Origin of the sequence: Paenibacillus sp. FSL R10-2782, from assembly GCF_038592985.1 — a bacterium.
Taxonomy (GTDB): domain Bacteria; phylum Bacillota; class Bacilli; order Paenibacillales; family Paenibacillaceae; genus Paenibacillus; species Paenibacillus terrae_C.
Window position 1 is genome coordinate 4407446 of record NZ_CP151951.1, and the last position, 18779, is coordinate 4426224.

The 18779-nt window shown below is 45.0% G+C and carries 21 protein-coding genes and 1 pseudogene; 1 reads left to right on the forward strand and 21 read right to left on the reverse strand.

Going from position 1 to position 18779, the window contains the following annotated elements; all coding sequences use genetic code 11:
* Positions 1-19 precede the first annotated feature (19 nt).
* From NST83_RS20060 to NST83_RS20070, 3 genes are all read right to left on the reverse strand, one after another.
* On the reverse strand, positions 20-1600 hold the full coding sequence (locus NST83_RS20060; RefSeq protein WP_014277971.1) for a peptide chain release factor 3: 1581 nt from the start codon (positions 1598-1600) through the stop codon (positions 20-22).
* 310 nt (positions 1601-1910) lie between these two features.
* The gene (zwf, locus tag NST83_RS20065; RefSeq protein WP_342415418.1) at positions 1911-3467 is read right to left on the reverse strand and encodes a glucose-6-phosphate dehydrogenase; all 1557 of its coding nucleotides are present in this window, start codon (positions 3465-3467) and stop codon (positions 1911-1913) included.
* Between the two features lie 186 nt (positions 3468-3653).
* Positions 3654-4418, reverse strand: coding sequence for a YwmB family TATA-box binding protein (locus NST83_RS20070; RefSeq protein WP_342418005.1), 765 nt, complete (start codon positions 4416-4418; stop codon positions 3654-3656).
* A gap of 119 nt (positions 4419-4537) precedes the next feature.
* Between NST83_RS20070 and NST83_RS20075 the strand changes: the two genes are divergently transcribed.
* Positions 4538-5089 (forward strand): hypothetical protein, encoded by a 552-nt coding sequence (locus tag NST83_RS20075; RefSeq protein WP_342415419.1) that lies wholly within the window; start codon positions 4538-4540, stop codon positions 5087-5089.
* Between the two features lie 111 nt (positions 5090-5200).
* On the opposite strand, the gene NST83_RS20080 is transcribed toward NST83_RS20075, so the two are convergent.
* From NST83_RS20080 to NST83_RS20165, 18 genes and pseudogenes are all read right to left on the reverse strand, one after another.
* Positions 5201-5851, reverse strand: coding sequence for a response regulator transcription factor (locus NST83_RS20080; protein ID WP_044648538.1), 651 nt, complete (start codon positions 5849-5851; stop codon positions 5201-5203).
* A complete protein-coding gene (locus NST83_RS20085) occupies positions 5829-6908 on the reverse strand; it encodes a sensor histidine kinase (RefSeq protein WP_137060192.1) in 1080 nt (359 codons plus the stop codon). The genes NST83_RS20080 and NST83_RS20085 overlap by 23 nt, the downstream gene beginning before the upstream one ends.
* A 15-nt stretch (positions 6909-6923) precedes the next feature.
* On the reverse strand, positions 6924-7571 hold the full coding sequence (gene liaF / locus NST83_RS20090; protein ID WP_137060193.1) for a cell wall-active antibiotics response protein LiaF: 648 nt from the start codon (positions 7569-7571) through the stop codon (positions 6924-6926).
* A gap of 147 nt (positions 7572-7718) precedes the next feature.
* Complete coding sequence (locus NST83_RS20095; protein ID WP_342415420.1) at positions 7719-8423, reverse strand: PspA/IM30 family protein; 705 nt, start codon at positions 8421-8423, stop codon at positions 7719-7721.
* Positions 8423-8911: a PspC domain-containing protein gene (locus NST83_RS20100; RefSeq protein WP_137060195.1), complete on the reverse strand. Its 489-nt coding sequence runs from the start codon at positions 8909-8911 to the stop codon at positions 8423-8425. Before NST83_RS20100 ends, NST83_RS20095 begins: the two co-directional genes overlap by 1 nt.
* A 6-nt stretch (positions 8912-8917) precedes the next feature.
* The gene (locus tag NST83_RS20105; protein WP_342415421.1) at positions 8918-9589 is read right to left on the reverse strand and encodes a PspA/IM30 family protein; all 672 of its coding nucleotides are present in this window, start codon (positions 9587-9589) and stop codon (positions 8918-8920) included.
* Positions 9590-9673: 84 nt separating this feature from the next.
* Positions 9674-9985 (reverse strand): hypothetical protein, encoded by a 312-nt coding sequence (locus NST83_RS20110; protein ID WP_137060197.1) that lies wholly within the window; start codon positions 9983-9985, stop codon positions 9674-9676.
* 142 nt (positions 9986-10127) lie between these two features.
* Positions 10128-11339 (reverse strand): MFS transporter, encoded by a 1212-nt coding sequence (locus tag NST83_RS20115; protein ID WP_342415422.1) that lies wholly within the window; start codon positions 11337-11339, stop codon positions 10128-10130.
* 157 nt (positions 11340-11496) lie between these two features.
* On the reverse strand, positions 11497-12048 hold the full coding sequence (locus NST83_RS20120; protein WP_342415423.1) for a TetR/AcrR family transcriptional regulator: 552 nt from the start codon (positions 12046-12048) through the stop codon (positions 11497-11499).
* Between the two features lie 464 nt (positions 12049-12512).
* The gene (locus NST83_RS20125; protein WP_342415424.1) at positions 12513-12755 is read right to left on the reverse strand and encodes a hypothetical protein; all 243 of its coding nucleotides are present in this window, start codon (positions 12753-12755) and stop codon (positions 12513-12515) included.
* A gap of 42 nt (positions 12756-12797) precedes the next feature.
* Positions 12798-13082, reverse strand: a complete 285-nt coding sequence (locus tag NST83_RS20130; RefSeq protein WP_342415425.1) for a hypothetical protein — start codon at positions 13080-13082, stop codon at positions 12798-12800.
* Positions 13083-13094: 12 nt separating this feature from the next.
* The gene (glyA, locus tag NST83_RS20135) at positions 13095-14336 is read right to left on the reverse strand and encodes a serine hydroxymethyltransferase (protein ID WP_137060199.1); all 1242 of its coding nucleotides are present in this window, start codon (positions 14334-14336) and stop codon (positions 13095-13097) included.
* 33 nt (positions 14337-14369) lie between these two features.
* Positions 14370-14723, reverse strand: a complete 354-nt coding sequence (locus NST83_RS20140) for a GNAT family N-acetyltransferase (RefSeq protein ID WP_342415426.1) — start codon at positions 14721-14723, stop codon at positions 14370-14372.
* A 177-nt stretch (positions 14724-14900) separates the two neighbouring features.
* Positions 14901-15020, reverse strand: a pseudogene (locus tag NST83_RS20145) (pyridoxal 5'-phosphate synthase glutaminase subunit PdxT); the annotation flags it as partial.
* Positions 15021-15037: 17 nt separating this feature from the next.
* Positions 15038-15919, reverse strand: a complete 882-nt coding sequence (gene pdxS / locus NST83_RS20150; RefSeq protein ID WP_342415427.1) for a pyridoxal 5'-phosphate synthase lyase subunit PdxS — start codon at positions 15917-15919, stop codon at positions 15038-15040.
* Between the two features lie 181 nt (positions 15920-16100).
* Positions 16101-17423 carry a glutamate-1-semialdehyde 2,1-aminomutase gene (gene hemL, locus NST83_RS20155; protein WP_342415428.1) on the reverse strand — a complete coding sequence of 441 codons (1323 nt, stop codon included), beginning with the start codon at positions 17421-17423 and terminating at the stop codon, positions 16101-16103.
* A gap of 187 nt (positions 17424-17610) precedes the next feature.
* Complete coding sequence (locus NST83_RS20160; RefSeq protein WP_342415429.1) at positions 17611-17931, reverse strand: aminotransferase class III-fold pyridoxal phosphate-dependent enzyme; 321 nt, start codon at positions 17929-17931, stop codon at positions 17611-17613.
* Positions 17932-18015: 84 nt separating this feature from the next.
* On the reverse strand, positions 18016-18759 hold the full coding sequence (locus tag NST83_RS20165; RefSeq protein ID WP_342415430.1) for a YggS family pyridoxal phosphate-dependent enzyme: 744 nt from the start codon (positions 18757-18759) through the stop codon (positions 18016-18018).
* Between the last annotated feature and the right edge of the window lie 20 nt (positions 18760-18779).

Sequence of the window (18779 nt, forward strand, 5' to 3'; positions counted from 1 at the left end):
GCTTATCAAATCCAAATCCTTATGGAGCCATCTCCAAAAACTTGGCTGTAGGATTTTTCTCTATAGCGGTCCGCATCGCATACTCATTTTCGAACAAGGCAACATAATTGCCCTTCTTGTCCTTCACCAACGTAGAGTTAATACGGAATTTGCTTGGATCAATCTGATCATCCACAATCCAGCGTGCAAATTGGAATGGCATACGCTGAAGCTGTACATCAACTCCATATTCACCCTTCATGCGGTACTCAAATACTTCAAATTGCAGTTGACCGACAACGCCCAGCAGCGTATCGTCAAAGCTTACCGTACGGAATACCTGGATCATACCTTCCTCGGTCAACTGATCAATACCCTTTAGATATTGCTTGTGCTTCAAGGCATTCTTCACCGTTACCTTGGCAAAAATCTCAGGCGAGAAGGTCGGCAACTCATCAAATACAACCTCTCCTCCTTGACTAAGTGAATCCCCAATACGGAAAATACCCGGATCAAACAAGCCGATAATATCGCCCGGGAAAGCTTCCTCGACAATATCGCGGTCCTGCGCGAGAAACTGCTGTGGTTGGGACAACTTAATCTCCTTGCCCATCCGTACATGCTTAACACTCATCCCCCGTTGGAACTTACCAGACACAATACGCAGGAATGCGATGCGGTCACGGTGAGCCGGGTTCATGTTTGCTTGAATTTTAAATACATAGCCAGTAAATTTCTCGTTCGTCGGCTCGATTTCCCCCGCTGTACTGCGACGTGGCTCCGGCTTGGGAGCAAGCTGAAGAAAGTTTTCCAAAAACGTTTGAACTCCAAAGTTATTAATCGCACTACCGAAGAATACAGGCGTTAATTCCCCGCGCTGTACTTTCTCCATGTCAAAAGGGTCGCCCGCAACATCGAGTAACTCCAGATCCTGACATAATTGGTCATGCAAATATTCACCCGCCATTTCGCGAATGATTGGATCATTGTAATCCTCCACTTTTTGTACCTTGATCGTGGAATGGTCATCTCCCTGAAACAGCTCGACCTGATTTTTGACACGGTCATAGACACCGCACAGCTCACGTCCTGTACCAATTGGCCAGTTCATAGGCACCGAACGGATGCCGAGCACCTGCTCCAGCTCCTCCATCAGATCAAAAGGACTGCGTCCCTCACGGTCCAGCTTGTTAATGAAGGTAAAAATCGGAATGCCACGCTTGGCACAAACCTGAAACAGCTTAATCGTTTGCGCTTCCACACCTTTGGCTACATCAATCAGCATGACTGCGCTATCCGCTGCTGTTAATGTACGATAAGTGTCTTCGCTAAAATCCTGGTGACCTGGGGTGTCCAGAATATTAATACGGTGCCCATTGTAATCAAATTGCATAACGGAGGATGTGACCGAAATCCCCCGCTGCTTTTCAATTTCCATCCAGTCACTCGTGGCGTGCTTGCTTGCCTTACGCGCTTTAACTGAACCGGCAAGACGAATCGCGCCCCCGAACAGCAGCAGCTTCTCCGTCAGTGTCGTTTTCCCCGCATCCGGGTGAGAAATAATCGCAAACGTGCGCCGTTTGTCGACTTCCTGTTGAAGAATATCCAGTGTTTTACTCATTTCACATATCCCTTCATGATCAAATCCATTGCGTTCCTGCTCAAGCTATTCATAAAAAGGCCATGATGCACGCCTATTAACGTAAATTCATCGGTGCTAGCGGTTTCATTACCGTTAGATCCAGTATTCGGCGTACTCCGTTACCATATTCATTATAAATACGATCTATTTACATGTTTTAGCCTGCCTTTAACGTATAATCAGTTGCAAACTGAAAACCTGAGACTAAGTTATTATAGCATACTCCGAACGCAAAGCATCCCCTTACATCCTGAACAGGACGTAGGGGGATGCTGAACAATTATCAGGATTACTGAGTACCGCCTACCCGCCAGATGACATTGTCTTCATCCTGGCCGCTGACCGGCCACCATTTGAAGCCATCTTGCTCCAGCAGCTTATGAGCGCCTTCCGGTCCCCATGAGCCTGCAGCATAGGTTTCCAGCGTATCAGGGGCTTGTTGCCATGCTTTGGCGATCCGATCCACGAATCTCCATGCTGTCGCAACCTCATCCCAACGCGTAAAGTACGTAGAGTCCCCCTCAATCGCGTCCATCAACAACCGTTCATAAGCCTCCGGTGAGTTGATGCCGACCATACAGCTTTGGCAGAAATCCATAGCCAGCGGCTCAATATCCGATTCCGAACCCGGCTTCTTGGCATTAATCTTGATGTAAATACCCTCCATCGGATTCACCCGGATCACGAGCAAGTTCGGTTCCAGCTTATGCTTTTGACCCAGATATACGTTCGTAGGCATACTCTTAAATTCCACAACGATTTCGGTTGTCTTTACAGGAAGACGTTTGCCGGTACGAATGTAGAAAGGAACCCCTGCCCAACGGAAATTATCCACAAATACGCGTGAAGCAAAATAAGTCTCTGTGCTCGACTGTGGATCAACCTTGTCCTCTTCACGATACCCCGGCAAATGCTGACCGCGATAGCTTCCCTCTGTGTATTGACCGCGTACCACATTAGTCAGCACATCCTCTGCGGATTCAAAAGGACGCAGCGAACGCAGCACTTTTACCTTTTCATCACGGATATCCTCAGGGAGCAATCGACTCGGTGGTTCCATTGCAATCATCGTCAGCATTTGCAGCATGTGGTTTTGTCCCATATCCCGCAGAGCGCCGGAATGATCGTAATAACCTCCGCGTTCCTCTACGCCCACGGTTTCACTAAGCGTAATTTGCACATTGGAAATATGCTTGTTATTCCATAGCGGCTCAAAGAAGGCGTTTGCGAAGCGGATCACTTCGATATTTTGCACCATTTCCTTACCAAGATAGTGGTCAATCCGATAAATTTCTTCCTCTTCAAATACTTCGCGTATTTCAACATTCAGCTCTTGCGCAGATTCCAGGTTATAACCGAACGGCTTCTCAATGACAAGACGATTCCAGCCCTTGCCGTCCATCATCCCGCCTTCTTTGAGGCTCTTCGATACGCTTCCAAACAGTTCAGGGGCCAAAGCCAAATAGAACAAACGGTTCCCCGGAATACTGAATTTCGTCTCTATGATCTCTGTCTGCTGTCTGAGTTCATGAAACCCTTCGACATTGTTGATATCCAGTGATTTATATTCAAAATGCTCGGCAAATGCCTGCCATTCTTGATCGTTCTCTGCCTTGTAACGGCTAAACTCCTGTATCGAAGTGTATAGGTCATTACGGAATTCTTCCTCTGTGCGAGGGCGTCTCGCTACGCCAATAACGGCAAAATCTTCACCAAGCTTCCCTTCGCGGTACAAGCTGTAGATCGCAGGAAAAAGCTTGCGGCGGGCCAAATCGCCCGTAGCACCAAAAATAAATAACACAGCGCCTTGCGCCACAACAGATTCATTATTAGTTATGTCAGCCATGAAGTACCTCATTCTTCCCATGACAAGATTCCGCTTCCACAACCCTCGAAATCTGCATGTAGTATTGTGTATATTTATACAAGATCATACTTGATTTTCGACAAACATGGAACTGAAGATTTGATGACATTTTAGCATATTCAGCATGGATAAGCTATCCGATGAATCATAAATTTACCTTATAAGTCAGTATTCTATCGTAATCAGCGGAAAACCGATCGTAATACGAGTATCCTGATGCTCCTCATCTTCATGCACAGCCATCTGCATATGTACCTGATGCTCACCACTTTGAACTGCCAGGGGCAGCTTCGGTGCTTCATAGGATACAGCCACCGTCGTCGCGTCTGTATATCTTTCTTTTGCCTTCATGGACAAGCTTCCTGTTAAACGTGTCTCTGTCAGCTTCATCAGTTGGTCCACGGGCTCATTTGATTTCAGCGAATGCTGAATAGACGTATTCCATACTGCTTGTACTCCCACAGCCGCCAATTGTTCAGCACAAAGCTCATGCAGCCGGATTAACTGCTCACGTCCTGCATTGCTACTCTCCAGTTGAACGACCGTATACCATTGACCAGCTAGCTGCTCCATCACGTTTAAGCGGATTTTCAGCTCTCCGCTTCTGCCAACAGACCGATACACCGTATGTCCATTTTCCTCAACCTTGCTTACGGCGGGAATATTCAGTTGATCGGCTATCCGGGCCGCCATGGCAGCCGGATCATCACCGTAAGAAGTCCAATCACCTTGCCATTTCACAACCAGCTTATCCAGTGTACCAGGAGCCTGATCCGAGACGGCCAATACAGAGCGCAAGTCTGTTTCTGGCTTAAGGGAATCATATCCAGTCGCTTGAAGCGCCCCGTAACGCCAGCCTACCAGTAACAGCAACGTTCCGAATACCGCGATAGCGACAATCCCTTTTTGGATGACCTTTGCTTTTAACATCATGTTTCCTCCCGCTCCACAAGCATCCGATTCCTGCAGGCACATTCTGGATGTTTATTTCGGCTGGCTTGGATTCTATCAATCTATCAATAGCTTTCCCGTTGCAAGAGGTTTTATACATGCAAGAAGCAAAAGCACATCTTTTAAAAATATTCGTTCACCTGTTGGGTGTTCGACCATACATGATAGGCACCGTGAGAATAGACTATGATCACAACGTATCTTTTTCAGAAAGAGGTGAAATCATGTTTCCCATATATCCTGTAAATGAAGCTAATGTGGCACCTCACGGTGGACGTCTGGTCTGTGCTGTTCTTCATGACGGTACACGCCATGTTGGTATTCTCAGCGGGTGTGGCAAAGGCAAGCTAATGCTGAACGGGTATCCATCCCCCTTTTCTAACAGTCTCTATGCCGAAAACTTTAATAACAAGGGAAAACAAGAAGCCAAGAAGATATCCTCCAAAAAGCAAAAACGAAACTCTAAAAACAAAGCACGCTCCTCTGCCAAAATAAGCAGCTCAATCAAACGTCCCCGGGAGTCGCTAGCTCCCTATGACACAGGTAGATTTGCTGGAAATGGTGGACTGGGCTATGGCGGCAGATATGGATACGGGGCCGGACTTGCGCTTGATTTGGCTTTAATCGCCTTTTTGTTCCTACTTATTTAAATACCGTTTTAAGGTTCGAAAAAAACCGGAGAGCTACCACAAGTCTCCGGTTCGTTGTATTCAAAATGGCACCATTCTGTTGTATCTCATAGTATCAGTCCGTTTTGCGCGTTACTCTGCTAATCCGTTTTTGTAGGCATAGATTGCCGCCTGTGTGCGGTCCTCCACTCCCAGCTTGGCGAGAAGATTGGTGACATGGAATTTCACTGTCTTAATCCCTATGATCAACTCATCCGCAATATCCTGATTGGATTTACCTTGTGCTAACAGCCGAAGCACTTCCATTTCACGATCCGTCAGTTCCGCATGCGCAGGCGCTTCAGCCTGTGGCTGGCGAAATCGGTTCATCATCTTGGAAGCAACCTGTGATTCCAGCACGGATTGTCCGCGTGCCGCTGCACGGATCGCATCCGCAACCTCGGATGCGCGGGAGGTTTTGAGCAGATAGCTGAACGCGCCCGCTTCAATAACTGGATACATTTTCTCATCGTCCAAATAACTCGTCAGTACGATGACCTTCGTCTCTGGAAGCAGGCGTGTCACTTGGCGAGTCGTCTCGATTCCATCCATGCCGTCCATAACCAGATCCATTAAAATCACGTCCGGCTTGTATTCCGTAGCCAGTCGTATGCCTTCTTCTCCGCTCCCGGCCTCGCCTACCACTTCAATGCCTTCTTCCGTGCCCAGCACCGCCGCCAGACCAATCCGCACCATTTCATGGTCGTCTACCAACAGTACGCTAATCGGCAATTCCGTTTCCATGATCATCGTTCCTTCCGCCTTCATCATTTATAACCGGCACCGATACCTCAATTCGTGTTCCTTTCCCCGGAGCCGTTATATACTGGATAGCTCCCCCAATCTCGCTGACCCGCTCCTGCATCGTGGACAATCCATACGAAGTCTGCTTTTTCTCATCCAGCTCGAATCCAATTCCGTTATCCCTAATCGTTAACCGAACGGAATCCGGGCGTTGCACGATACGAATCTCCATACGACTTGCTTTGGCATGACGCAGCGTGTTGGACATCGCTTCCTGAACGATGCGAAACAAATGATTCTCGATGCCTTTAACCAACTGTACTCCGCTCTCCATTTCAAAATCAATCTCCATGGGGACCTTGGCCTGCAATTCCTGTATCAAATCACGCAATCCCTGTTCCAGCCGCTTGCCTTCCAGATAGACAGGTCGTAAATGAAGCAGCAACGCCCTCATTTCGGATTGCGCCACCGAGGACATTTCTTCAATCAATGCAACCTGACGCTGCGCCTTATCAAAATCCTTATCCAGCGTCCTCCCTACAGCCGTCGCCGTCATCGAAATGGCGAACAATTGCTGCGACACTGCATCATGTAGCTCCCTCGCCAATCGCTGCCTTTCCTCGACAATCGCAGTCACTCTGGCCTGCTCTGCCAGCTGTGCATTGTTGGTGGACAAGCGTTGCAAAGAAGTAACCTGCTCCTGCCATTTGCGCCCGATTCGCTCCAGTTGCTCGCCCAGCCTGCCCAACTCATCATGACCCAGTGGCGGCAGCTCCCGAGCAGGGGTTCCCTTTTCCCACATCAGCAGCGTCTCTCGCAGCTTTTCCAGCCTGCTTTTGAAGCGGTAGCTCTCATAAAAACCGTATATTGCCCCAGTGCCAATCAGTACCATGACGACGGCTCCCACAAATTTCAATATCATTCCCCAGGTTGGGAACGACTTCACATATCCATATGTATACAGCATATAAAAAACAACTACGCCCACAACAACACACAGGAGGATACCTTCACCCATACTGCGGGTTACCATGTTGGACGTTTTTTTATGATTCATCCGGGCTCCTCCTGATCAATAAAATCGGACGCGTACATCGCCCGCCAAATACGAAATGACAAACTTCACTTTATATTCACTCTGCGCATAATTGGGTGACTTCCAAACCAGACGATTGAGCATACCCGCCTCATGGTCACGGTCAAATTGAATCTGCCCAAACAACACGAACATTTCCACCTCTACACCGTAATTATCCGGTAGCGTGATGTCAATATCACCGAAGATCCCCTGCAAAAATATAACGGGTTCACGTTCTTCGGGAAGTGCCAACGTTAAATCAGCATCCACATCCCCAACCACATGCCATATACTTGTGCTGCGCAAGCTCCACGGCACTTCGTCCCATTTATGATTGGATATAAAATTGTGCTTGAATAGCGAGCTTTGACCCTTATGAAGCTTTCTTGAACGTGAATAAAATACAGCTAGCGACCCTATGGTTACTAGCACAAAAAGGAATAAATGATCAAGCACGAGTAGCCCTGCCCCGATTGCGAGCATTCTATAGCCTTTTTTGATTTTGGAATTACGAATCTTATATATTCCGGCCAACATCAGGATCAGTGCAACCACGGAGAGGAAGCCAATCCACTGACCGAATAAAATGATAATCCCGATTGCGATAACTGCCAGTGCCAAGACTGATTTCCTTTTCTCCATGCTGCACCCCCTTTATTTATACAGGAAGGAAAAGCCATAGTGGCGCGACATTCCGCCATATGGCTTTTCCGAACCATACAGATTGAGCACTATAATTGACCAGTGTCCATTCCATACAGCATATCATAATGTCTTATTTTCGAGTAGTCAGTCCTTCTTTATATCTACTGGTTTAGCACCCGTTTGAATTTTGGATTTGAGCTGTTGAAGCTGCTCATCCACTTTGAACTGCTTTTCAGCCTCAGCCGGGTTGATATAAGCTTCCCCCGGAGCTTGACGGTAAGGGGCACGCAGCACGTCGGCTTCCGCTTCCAATTGCATAATTTTTTCTTCCATCCGGTGGAAGCCCATCGAAGCAGATCCGCTTTCAATCGTGTGCAAACTGTTGATCTGCGACAATTGCTTTTTCGCTTTCGCCATTTGTGCACGGGATACCAGCTCATTACGCTTGTTGCGCATTTTGTAGAACTCATCCTTCATGTCGTGAAGCTGTTGCACCAATTCTTTGGCTTGAAGCTCGGCTTGCGTATGCAGGTCGCGATATTCATCTTGTTTTTGTGTAAAATAGACCTTTTCACCTAGCAGCTTGCGCGCTACTTCCTCCTGACCGTTCCGCAACGCGGATTCTGCTTGTTGTTCACGCTCATTAGATACTCTTACTGCTTCCTCCAAGCGCTGTTTCATGCGACGTTCATTTGCCATTTGCTTGGCAACCGTTACTTCTGCCTCGTGAATTTCCGCCTCCATATCGCGCAGATATTGGTTCAGCATAATAACCGGGTCTTCCACTTTATCCAGCACTTCATTCACCGATGCTCTTGTCATATCCTTCATTCTTTTAAAGATTCCCATTATTTACGATCTCCCTTCTCGAATTGCTCTACTTTTTTGCGTAACTCTGCCAACTCTTTTTTCATTGCTTTTTTCTCGATATCTTCCATCATGGAATCCAGATCACTGTTAGGACCTGTATTAAATTTGGATGAATGACGGGCATCTTGACCAAAAGATTGGCTCGGATTACCGTATGCTCCGCCCTGATTGTAACCAGTTCCCGGTCCATACTGTGAACCAGTGCTGTTCCCGCCATAATAGCGTGAATCTTGTTGATTGTAAGGCCCGCTGTTGGGACCAAATCCTCCATCATAAGGGGATCTCGGCTCCTTGGAGATAACCAGCGCCGCAATCACATAAATCATAAACGTGGTTCCTGCTGTAAAAAAGAAACTGAGTATAACCAGAATACGAATCCAAGTTGAGTCCATCCCTGTTGCGTCAGAAAGACCGCCGCATACCCCTGTTAATACTCTATCCCGGTTTGATCGGTAAATTCGGGTCATAATCACTTACTCCTTCCCGCTGTTGTTCAGCTTGCTCTTCAGTCTCGCCCACTCTTGTTCGAGCAGCGATCCGCCGCCATGGGCATCCTCCGTGTGGCCGCCTTCTCCCCGCCGCAAATCACGCAAGCTCAACGTTTCTGCTTCCATATCGGCTACCCGATCTTCCAAGCGGTTGAACATTCGGGGAACATTCCGTCCACCGTATGTACCTGCCCGTTCGTTCATCTGCTGCTGGAGTCTCAACGTTTGTACACGTGCTGCATAATACTGGCGCTTACTGTTTACCGTTTGATATTCCGTTTTTAAGGTATCAAGCTGATGCTCCAATTCCCGTAGCGATTCACGGCTCTGCTCCCACAGCTCTCTATACTGCTCTTCTTTTTCTGCATACAGCATTTTTTCCTGAAGGGCCAGCTTTGCAATGTGTTCTTCATCAGCCTTTAAAGCCAGCAGCGCCTGTTCCTCCCGTTTAATCTGCATAGACACTGCGTGATCCAACTGTTGCTTCATCTGTCTTGTATGCACTGCGTATTGCTGATGAAGCTTTTCTGCTTCGGCAATATCCTCACGGGTGTTATACAAGAACTGGTCAATCAGTTGTATCGGTTCTTGACTTTGTTCCAAATGCTCATTGAAGGTCGCTACGGTAATATCACGCATTCTACGAAACACACTCATTTGCGTCTGCTCCTTTCACATTTCGTATTTTCATATCTTCATACTTCGTTTCTGTAATCCACATTACCCGCGAATCCATCCATCTCAGTAACGTCTTCTGCGGTCACTCAGCATTGAAACACCGAATATGATTAATCCAATTGCCAGCAGCGGTCCCAAAAGCCATGACAGCTTGCCGAGTAAAACCAGTACCCCGATTACAAGCACGATCCATCCGAAGACCACATTTCCTCTTTTCACACCGTAGTAACCTAGCATGATCATCGCTATCGGGATTAAGTAACCGATCAAGTGTCCTACAAAGTAACCGAAAAATGGAGTAAACTTACCGAGCAGCATAATCGAACCCAATACAATCAGTACAATAGCCAACCCATTGCCTTTGTTAACTCTCATCATCTCTCACCGCCTTTCACTGTGTCTTGCTTATGTCCTTATTGTACGCTGATCCGGAGTTCGCCAAAACGGACCCCAGACGGTTTTTGAACCTAGACCTAAGTCGGGGGTGCATACAGACCTACGGCTATCACCCTCTAGGCTATTCTGCCGTACGGGCTGTTGGTTGTTGCTCACCCGCTTGCTTGGAGCGTAGTGAAAGGACGAGACAAGCCAGTAATGCTATAGCTGCAACCATATATGGCAGGTTAATATGAACATCGAACAGCAGTCCTGCAATCAGTGGTCCGATCACATTACCCAAGCTTGTATAAGATGAGTTCATTCCAGCCACGAACCCCTGCTCATCCCCTGCCTGCCGTGATAAGGAAGTGCTTACGGCTGGACGAAGAATGTCCATGGCCAGAAAAATGATAAAAGTCGTCAACATAATCATGGCGTACTGCTCAGCAAACAGTGTCAGAAAAATGAACAATCCAGCCACTGCCAGACAGATATGAATGACCTTTTTCTCGCCAAAACGATTAATAATCCAGCCAAATATAGTCGCCTGGACAACTGCCCCCAGAATGGAACCTGTGGTTATAATGATGGCAATATCCACTGGCGTAAAACCATATTTATGATCTACAAACAACCCGAACACCGTTTCAAAGTTAGCCAGCCCAAAAGCAACCACAAATACAATGATCAATCCCATGAAATAAGGAGAACGATACGACTTAGCAAACTGCTGCAAAAGGTTTTCCTTTTGCCGTGGAAGCTCTCTATTATCCCGTTGCTTTTCCTTGCTTAAGGATTCGGGGAGCACTAGCAAAGACAAGATAGCCGCTATCCCCGCAGCTCCTGCGGCTGCAAAAAAGGGAATACGTATGCCGTATGTGGCCAGCAAACCACCAATACCTGGTCCGATAATAAACCCAGTGTTAATCGCCGCGTTAATCATCCCCATTCCCTGGCCTCTTTCTTCGAATGAGGTCACGTCAGCGACATACGCCATTATAGAAGGAGTAAGCAGTGCGGCCCCCGCCCCGCCCATGATTCGAGCTACAAACAAGGTAGGTACAGAACTAGCCAGCCCAAAGACAAGCTCGGATAACATAAAAATAAACATACCTGAAACAATCATTTTTTTACGTCCATAACGATCAGACCACTTGCCCGCCAATGGTGATAATAAAAGTTGTGTCAGGGCAAAAGCCGCGACCATCAGTCCCATCGAGGAACCATTCATTCCCAGCTCGCTTATAAATTTAGGTAATACGGGAACAACCAATCCAATCCCCATGAATGCCAAAAAGATGTTAAGCATCAGTAACAGCATGGCTCCCCGATTTCGTGTCAGCATAGACATGTTTCAACCCTTCCTTTTCCTGTGTAGCTTTTTTTATTTATCATTTCTTAAATTTGCTTACCGTATCTTCGAAAACAATAAAACTTAAATTGTTTTATTAGTTTTCTTATAAAAAAATGACCTCTTCAAATATGTAACATATTGTTGAGGCCATTTTCTATTTTTCGACCAGTCCAAATAACAATATATCTACAATAGAATAAATAGCATCCTCTACCGTCACGCTGTTATCCAGAAAAAATCGCTGATCAAGCGTTAAATTTATAGAATCAATAATAAGTCTCATGATGAGAGCTTCGTTTTTATTAACAATAATCCCTTCCTGAATGCCCTGCTGGATCAAAGTTCTGATCTGGGGCCAATCATTCAAGTCGGTATGAACCCTTTTCCAATGCTCAGGATAATATTTTTTCATTTGATCCAGGATTCGTAAATCATAAAAATCATTATATTGCGGTATGACCCTGATCGACTGCTTAATCTTCTCTAGCAAAGTTAATTGGTCGTTTCCGACAATTTGCTCGGTTTTTCGAATCATATCATTATTTGTACGTTCTATAAGCGTTTCTAAAATGAGTGTTTTGGATGAAAAATGCTCATATAAGGTACGCTTACTAATAGCGAGTCTTTTCGCAAGATCATCCATGGTAAATTTCAAACCACTATCATGTGCCTCCTCCACAAAAGCTTCTAAAATCCTTTCCTTCATACTTTATCCCTCATTTCTTTACACCAAATAAAACTATAAACGTTTTTTCAGTACCAATATCCTACTATATAGTTAGAGAACCTGTCAAATTACATTTCTCTAAAACATAAATATAATAACTCCCTAGAGATTCTGCAATTTCCTTATCTGTCTTGCATAAATTTCAGGTACTGTACTTTTTTTCGGATGGTTTCAATGTTTTAATAGCTTGAATCAATTTCATAAATGATAGCAAACGAAATGTATAGTACATATAGACAAACTAAACCATTTTGATCTATATGTACTCTTGATTAAAGCTACTGAGGGTATTATGAAATGGATTCAGCTTCTAAGAGAATTCTCTATCGGTAATGTGTTATATGTAGGGAAGTTATGTTGAGTGTTGAGGCTCGCCTCAGAAATTTTGAACCCTGAATTAGGCAGGCTCTAAAAATCGGAGAGAAGAAATTCGTAAAATCATCTTAGGTTAGCTGTGGGTATATCGCGGCAACACCGCTTTGGACAGTGCGGCTCACGTCGTCGGCAATAATTTCAAAACTATCGGACTCTAAACCATCGATGGCCAATTTTGCAATATTCGCAGGATTGGATTTGGGAGCTTCAATGCCTGCCGTCATGTCTGTGTCTATAAATCCCACATGCAAGCTAGCTACCCTCACTTTTTGAGGATACAGATTAAGCGCAGTGCGTTTGTCATTCCCCACTCTGCCGCCTTTGCAGCCGTATACGCGCCTCCACTTCCCAAACTAATCCAAGATAATACGGAAAGAATATTCAGAATTGAACCCCTGCCATTTTTTTGAAATAATAGGTGCAAAAGCACGAACCATGGATAATGTACCAAAGACGTGTGTATTAAACTCCAACTGTATTTTATCGATATTTCCATCAAGCAAAGAAATGCCTGTAGACGTGCCTGCATTATTGATGAGAAGCGTAATATCCTTAGCTGACAGAATAGCTGCGTCAAGCGCATCCATGCTTATTATGAAAAGAACTGTCGATACAAATTCGACAGTTCTTCTCCTCAAATCCTCAGCCCTCTAAAGTCCATCGTATAAAGGAAATTGAGAAGTGATCTCTCGTATTGTTCCTAAAATCTGTTTTTTAATCGTCGAGTTCTTGGGGTTTTTTAAGGCGAGTCCAATAAGCCGGGCAATTTCTTTCATTTCCATACAGCCTAGTCCCCTAGATGTCATGGCAGGAGTGCCGAAACGGATGCCACTCGTTACTAGCGGACTAGCAGTATCGTAAGGAATAGCATTTTTGTTAGCGGTGATTCCCAGTTCGTCAAGTATTGTTTGAGCCTCTTGGCCTGTCATTCCAATTGTACGCAAATCAACCAGTACAATATGATTATCCGTTCCTCCTGTAACAACAGATAACCCTTCATTTATTAATGATTCCGCCAACACATTGGCGTTTTTAAGAACTTTTTTTATATAGGTTACAAAATCCGGTTGCATTGCCTCCCCTAGCGCAACTGCCTTTGCTGCAATGACATGCATAAACGGACCGCCTTGTGTTCCAGGGAACACGGCTTTATCAACCGCTTGCGCCCAAGATTCTCGGCACATAATCAGTCCCCCTCTTGGTCCTCTCAATGTTTTATGCGTTGTTGTTGTAACAAAGTGGGCATAGGGTATCGGGTTAGGATGTAAGCCTGCCGCAACAATTCCAGCAATATGTGCCATATCTACAAAAACAAGTGCTCCAACTTCATCAGCAATTTGGGCGAACAACTCAAATTCAATCATTCTTGGATAGGCACTTGCTCCTACTACAATCATGCGTGGAAGATGCTTGTGAGCGAGTTTTCGCACTTGATCAAAATCAATACGCCCCGTTTGTTGATCGACACCATAAGAAACAAAGTTATACATTTCTCCAGAAAAATTTACTGGACTTCCATGCGTAAGATGTCCACCATGAGATAGATTCATGCCTAGAATGGTGTCGCCAGGCTTAATTGAAGCAAAATAAACAGCCATATTTGCCTGCGCGCCAGAATGAGGCTGTACGTTGACATGATCGGCACCAAAAAGCTCCTTGGCACGATGAATAGCAAGTTCCTCCACCAAATCAACGTATTCACACCCACCATAATATCTTTTCGCTGGATATCCTTCGGCGTACTTATTGGCCAATACTGTACCTGTCGCCTCCATGACGGCTTGGCTAACAAAATTTTCAGATGCAATCAACTCTATTTTATTCTGTTGCCTTGCAAGCTCTTGTCGGACAGCATCAGCTATTAATTTGTCTTGGTGAACCAAATTTTTCATGAGCCTCTTCCCTTCACTTCAAAAAATCATATATTATTTCTTGCCTTTGATCATAAATCCGTTATTGATCTTGTCAAAGCCCACTTTAGGATAGTACGTCATTGCACTTGGTGCGGCTAATAAAATTAAAGTAACCTCTTTCCCGATTTCCTCCTGTACCTTGGAGATAAGCTTCCGTCCCACTCCGCATTTTTGATAATCTTGATCAATAGCCAAATCTGATAAATAGCAGCAGAAACTCCAATCTGTCAGCGCACGAGCTACGCCAATCATCTTATCTCCACACCATGCTGACAGGAGTACATCCGCATGATTGATCATCAATTCGATTCTTTCAGGTTGATCGATTGGACGAACAATCCCACTTGTTCTAAATACCCGGATCACATCCTCAACGCTTACACCTTTATGATTCTTATAAGTGATTTCCAGCCTACTTCTCTCCTTTAGGTTTCAAAAAGAGTTATTTTTAGTTGTACCATCTCAATAAAATACGAGTGTAGAGATTTATCGCTAGTTAATTCTGGTTGAAATGAAGTAACCAATAGATTATCCTGTTGAGCTGCCATCCAGTTCTTCCAACTGATCAACCTGTTTGACTAAAACCCCTTCCCGACCCGCTTGCTCAAGACTACGTATATGCTCGATAACTGCACCTTGAAGTGCCAACACTCCAATCTTCATCTATGTGTTCTCTTATCTTACCATCCGCGATCCTGCATTCGGTCTTGCGGAGACAGCCTAGAAATCTCTATTCCCTTCATCGGTTTACCTAAATTTTTGGAGGCCTCGGCAATGAGATTGTAGTTTGTGTACTGCGTGGTCGCTTCCACAATGGCACGTGCAAATTTCTCTGGACTTTCGGATTTGAAAATACCAGAGCCCACAAATACACCGTCAGCACCCAAGTGCATCATTAGAGCCGCGTCAGACGGAGTCGCTACGCCCCCGGCCGCGAAGTTAACTACAGGCAGCTTACCATTCTCATGCACCTCAACTAAAAGTTCATAAGGAACGCCCAAGTTTTTGGCTTCTGCATACAACTCGTCCTTCGAAATAGTTTGAATTTTTCGAATCTGACTATTAATCAATCTCATATGACGAACAGCTTCCACAATATTACCAGTACCCGGTTCACCTTTTGTACGAATCATTGATGCGCCTTCGCCAATTCGACGCAACGCTTCACCCAAGTCTTTGGCTCCACACACGAATGGGACCGTGAAGTCTCTTTTGTTAATATGAAATACCTCATCGGCAGGCGTAAGCACTTCACTTTCATCCAGATAGTCCACACCCAGAGATTCCAGCACTTTCGCTTCAACATAATGCCCGATTCGAGCTTTGGCCATAACAGGAATGGTGACGACCTTCATAACCTCTTCTACAATTGAAGGATCGGCCATACGAGCTACCCCTCCAGCTCCACGAATGTCAGACGGGACACGCTCTAAAGCCATTACTGCCGTAGCACCTGCAGCCTCGGCAATTTTTGCTTGCTCGGCATTCATAACATCCATAATAACGCCACCCTTTTGCATTTCCGCCATGCCTCTTTTTACACGCTCAGTACCTGTGCTCATTTTTCATGCCTCCTGCTTATCTGTATGCAATTTGCTATAATCAGTTCAATTCATCAACGGATCAAAAGTTCTACATAAGCATACTAACAATTGGATTGTTTATAAACATCCATAACTGTCATACTCAAACCATCCAAAAGTTTTTACAAAATGACTATTTTAAAAAGCTCTACGTATATAACTATTTATCACCAATATCACAAATTTGTTCCAACGCTTCATAGTGACCGTTGATTGTATTTTCAATATCCCTATCAGAATGTGCAGCAGATACAAAAAGAGCCTCATATGGACTGGGAGCTGCCAAAATGCCCTGATTTAGTAAAGCTGCATAATAAGATTTAAATAATTGCAGATTAGATGAATTAACGGTTTCAAAATCGACGACTTCACCATCGGAAAAGTATGAACAAAGCATAGATCCTACTCGGTTAACCTTCAATGAAATCCCTATTTTCTCAGCGTTTTTCAAAAAACCTTCCTCCAGCAAAGATGCTTTTCTTTCCAGTTCATCATACACACCAGGCTGTGATAAAAGTTTCAACGTGGTGTAACCTGCAGCCATAGCAATAGGATTGCCGGAAAGTGTCCCTGCTTGATATACAGGACCGACAGGGGCAACGTATTCCATGATTTCACGTCTCCCTCCATAAGCGCCGACCGGAAGTCCGCCACCAATCACTTTGCCAAGGCACGTAATATCCGGTGTAATGCCATACAAGCCCTGAGCTCCTTGCAGCCCGACTCGGAAACCTGTCATTATCTCATCAAAAATAAGCAAGCTTCCAAATTGCTGTGTCACCTCGCGCAGTCCTTTTAAAAACCCGAGCTTTGGAGGAACGACACCCATGTTTCCTGCTATAGGCTCGACAATAATGGCCGCAATGTCTTTACCATATTTCTCAAATGTGCGAAATACATAATCCAAGTCATTATAAGGGAGAGAAAGTGTATTCCTTTCCACATGGTGAGGATCTCTTGAAGTACGACCCTGTATCCCTAATGTGAGTATCCCTGAACCGGAATCAGCCAGTAATTCATCTGCATGTCCGTGATATCCCCCGCTAAATTTTACAATTAAATTTCTTTTGGTAACCCCCTTGGCTAGTCGTAAAGCGCTCATCGTTGCTTCTGTACCGGAATTGACCATCCGAACCATTTCAACAGACGGAATACTCTCGCATATGATTTTGGCCATCTTGATTTCAATCTCCGTTGTTAAACCCAGACTGGTTCCTTTCAGTGCTGTGCTCTGTATCGCTTCTACTACACTTGCGTGAGCATGGCCCAAAATCAATGGTCCCCATGATCCAATATAATCAATGAATTCGTTCCCATCGATATCTGTTACATGGGAGCCATATCCTTTTTTCAATACTACGGGTGTTAATCCAACAGATGAGAATGCTCGTACAGGGCTATTTACACCACCTGGAATAAAGGATAGTGCCTCTTCATAGGTCTGTCTTGACTTCTGATCCTTCCTGCCTTTCATCGGTATCATGCTTATTCAACCTCTTCTCCTGTAAATTAAAAAAACTGAACCTACCGAATGACAAGTCTCTGTTCTTTCTTTCAAAAAATAGCTTTGACTTCAGCCACAACCTTGAGATAGGCAAGAGATAAATCCCCCGGCCCTTTAACAGGCAAGCCTGCTTCCAATTGGTCTAAAATAAACTGGTCCGTTAAATTCAATACCAATTAACAATCCCATACCACGTATAGCCTATACTCCAACATCGTTTTTTTAACAAGGCGGACAGCTTTGCCACAATGGATTGGCCCATCTGTTCAGCGTGCTTAAAAAGTCTTTCCTCGGGCAACACTTCCAATGTAGCTATGCCAGCTGAAGTGGCTAATGGTGAGCCACCAAATGTCGAAGCATGACTTCCAACTGAGAAAGCATTAATGGGCTTTTGTCTGGAAGCAGCACTATCCAAATACACGAGGGAATGCCCATTTATTTGTAGATTAAGGATTGGAAATTTCTTGCGAACTTCGAGCTGATCCATATGCTTCGTTCTCCAATCAAGGTCTACATAAGGACAGGATTGGATTTTCGTCCCGATGCGGTTATAGGCTCTTACACAAATTCTCTAGTCATCATGCTTTACGTTCTCATTCCAATAATATTCGTCTGGCAAATACCGTTGGCCGAATACACTTGTCCCTACACGAATGATCGTGGCCCCTTCTTCAATGGCTACCTTGAAATCTCCAGACATGCCCATTGAAAGGACGTCCATTTCTACCCGCGGGATATCTTTCTCTTTCACTTGTGCTTGAATAGACTTTAATAGCTGGAAGCAGTGGCGAGTCTCGTCGTTTGTAGCCCCCAGCTTCCCAATTGTCATCAAGCCTTTTATGTTTAACGTTACGTACCGGGACAACTGCTCCACCAACTCTATGGCTGATTCAGGTGAAGCGCCAAATTTGCTTGTTTCATAGGAAGTATTGATTTGCACCAATATATCCATCGTTTTATTCTCTTTGAGAAGCTGGTTATGCAACGCCTGTCCCAGCTTCAGACGGTCTACAGAATGAATGAGCGTGACATATTTAACAACATCCTTTACTTTGTTTGTTTGCAGATGTCCAATGAAATGCCATTCCACCTGTTCGTATTGCTGCATGAGCGGGAACTTGCCCCGCAGTTCTTGTGCTTTATTCTCACCGAATAATGTTTCGCCAGCTTGCATAGCCATTTCCAATTTTTCAATGGGAACGGTTTTGGTCGCCAATAACATTTTCACATCTTCGATTTGACGACCTGAGACTTGACAAGCTAATTTCATTTGTTCCCTTACGGTTTGAAGGTTCTCTTGGACTAAAGAACTCATGGTCTCCCCCTCTTCCTGTT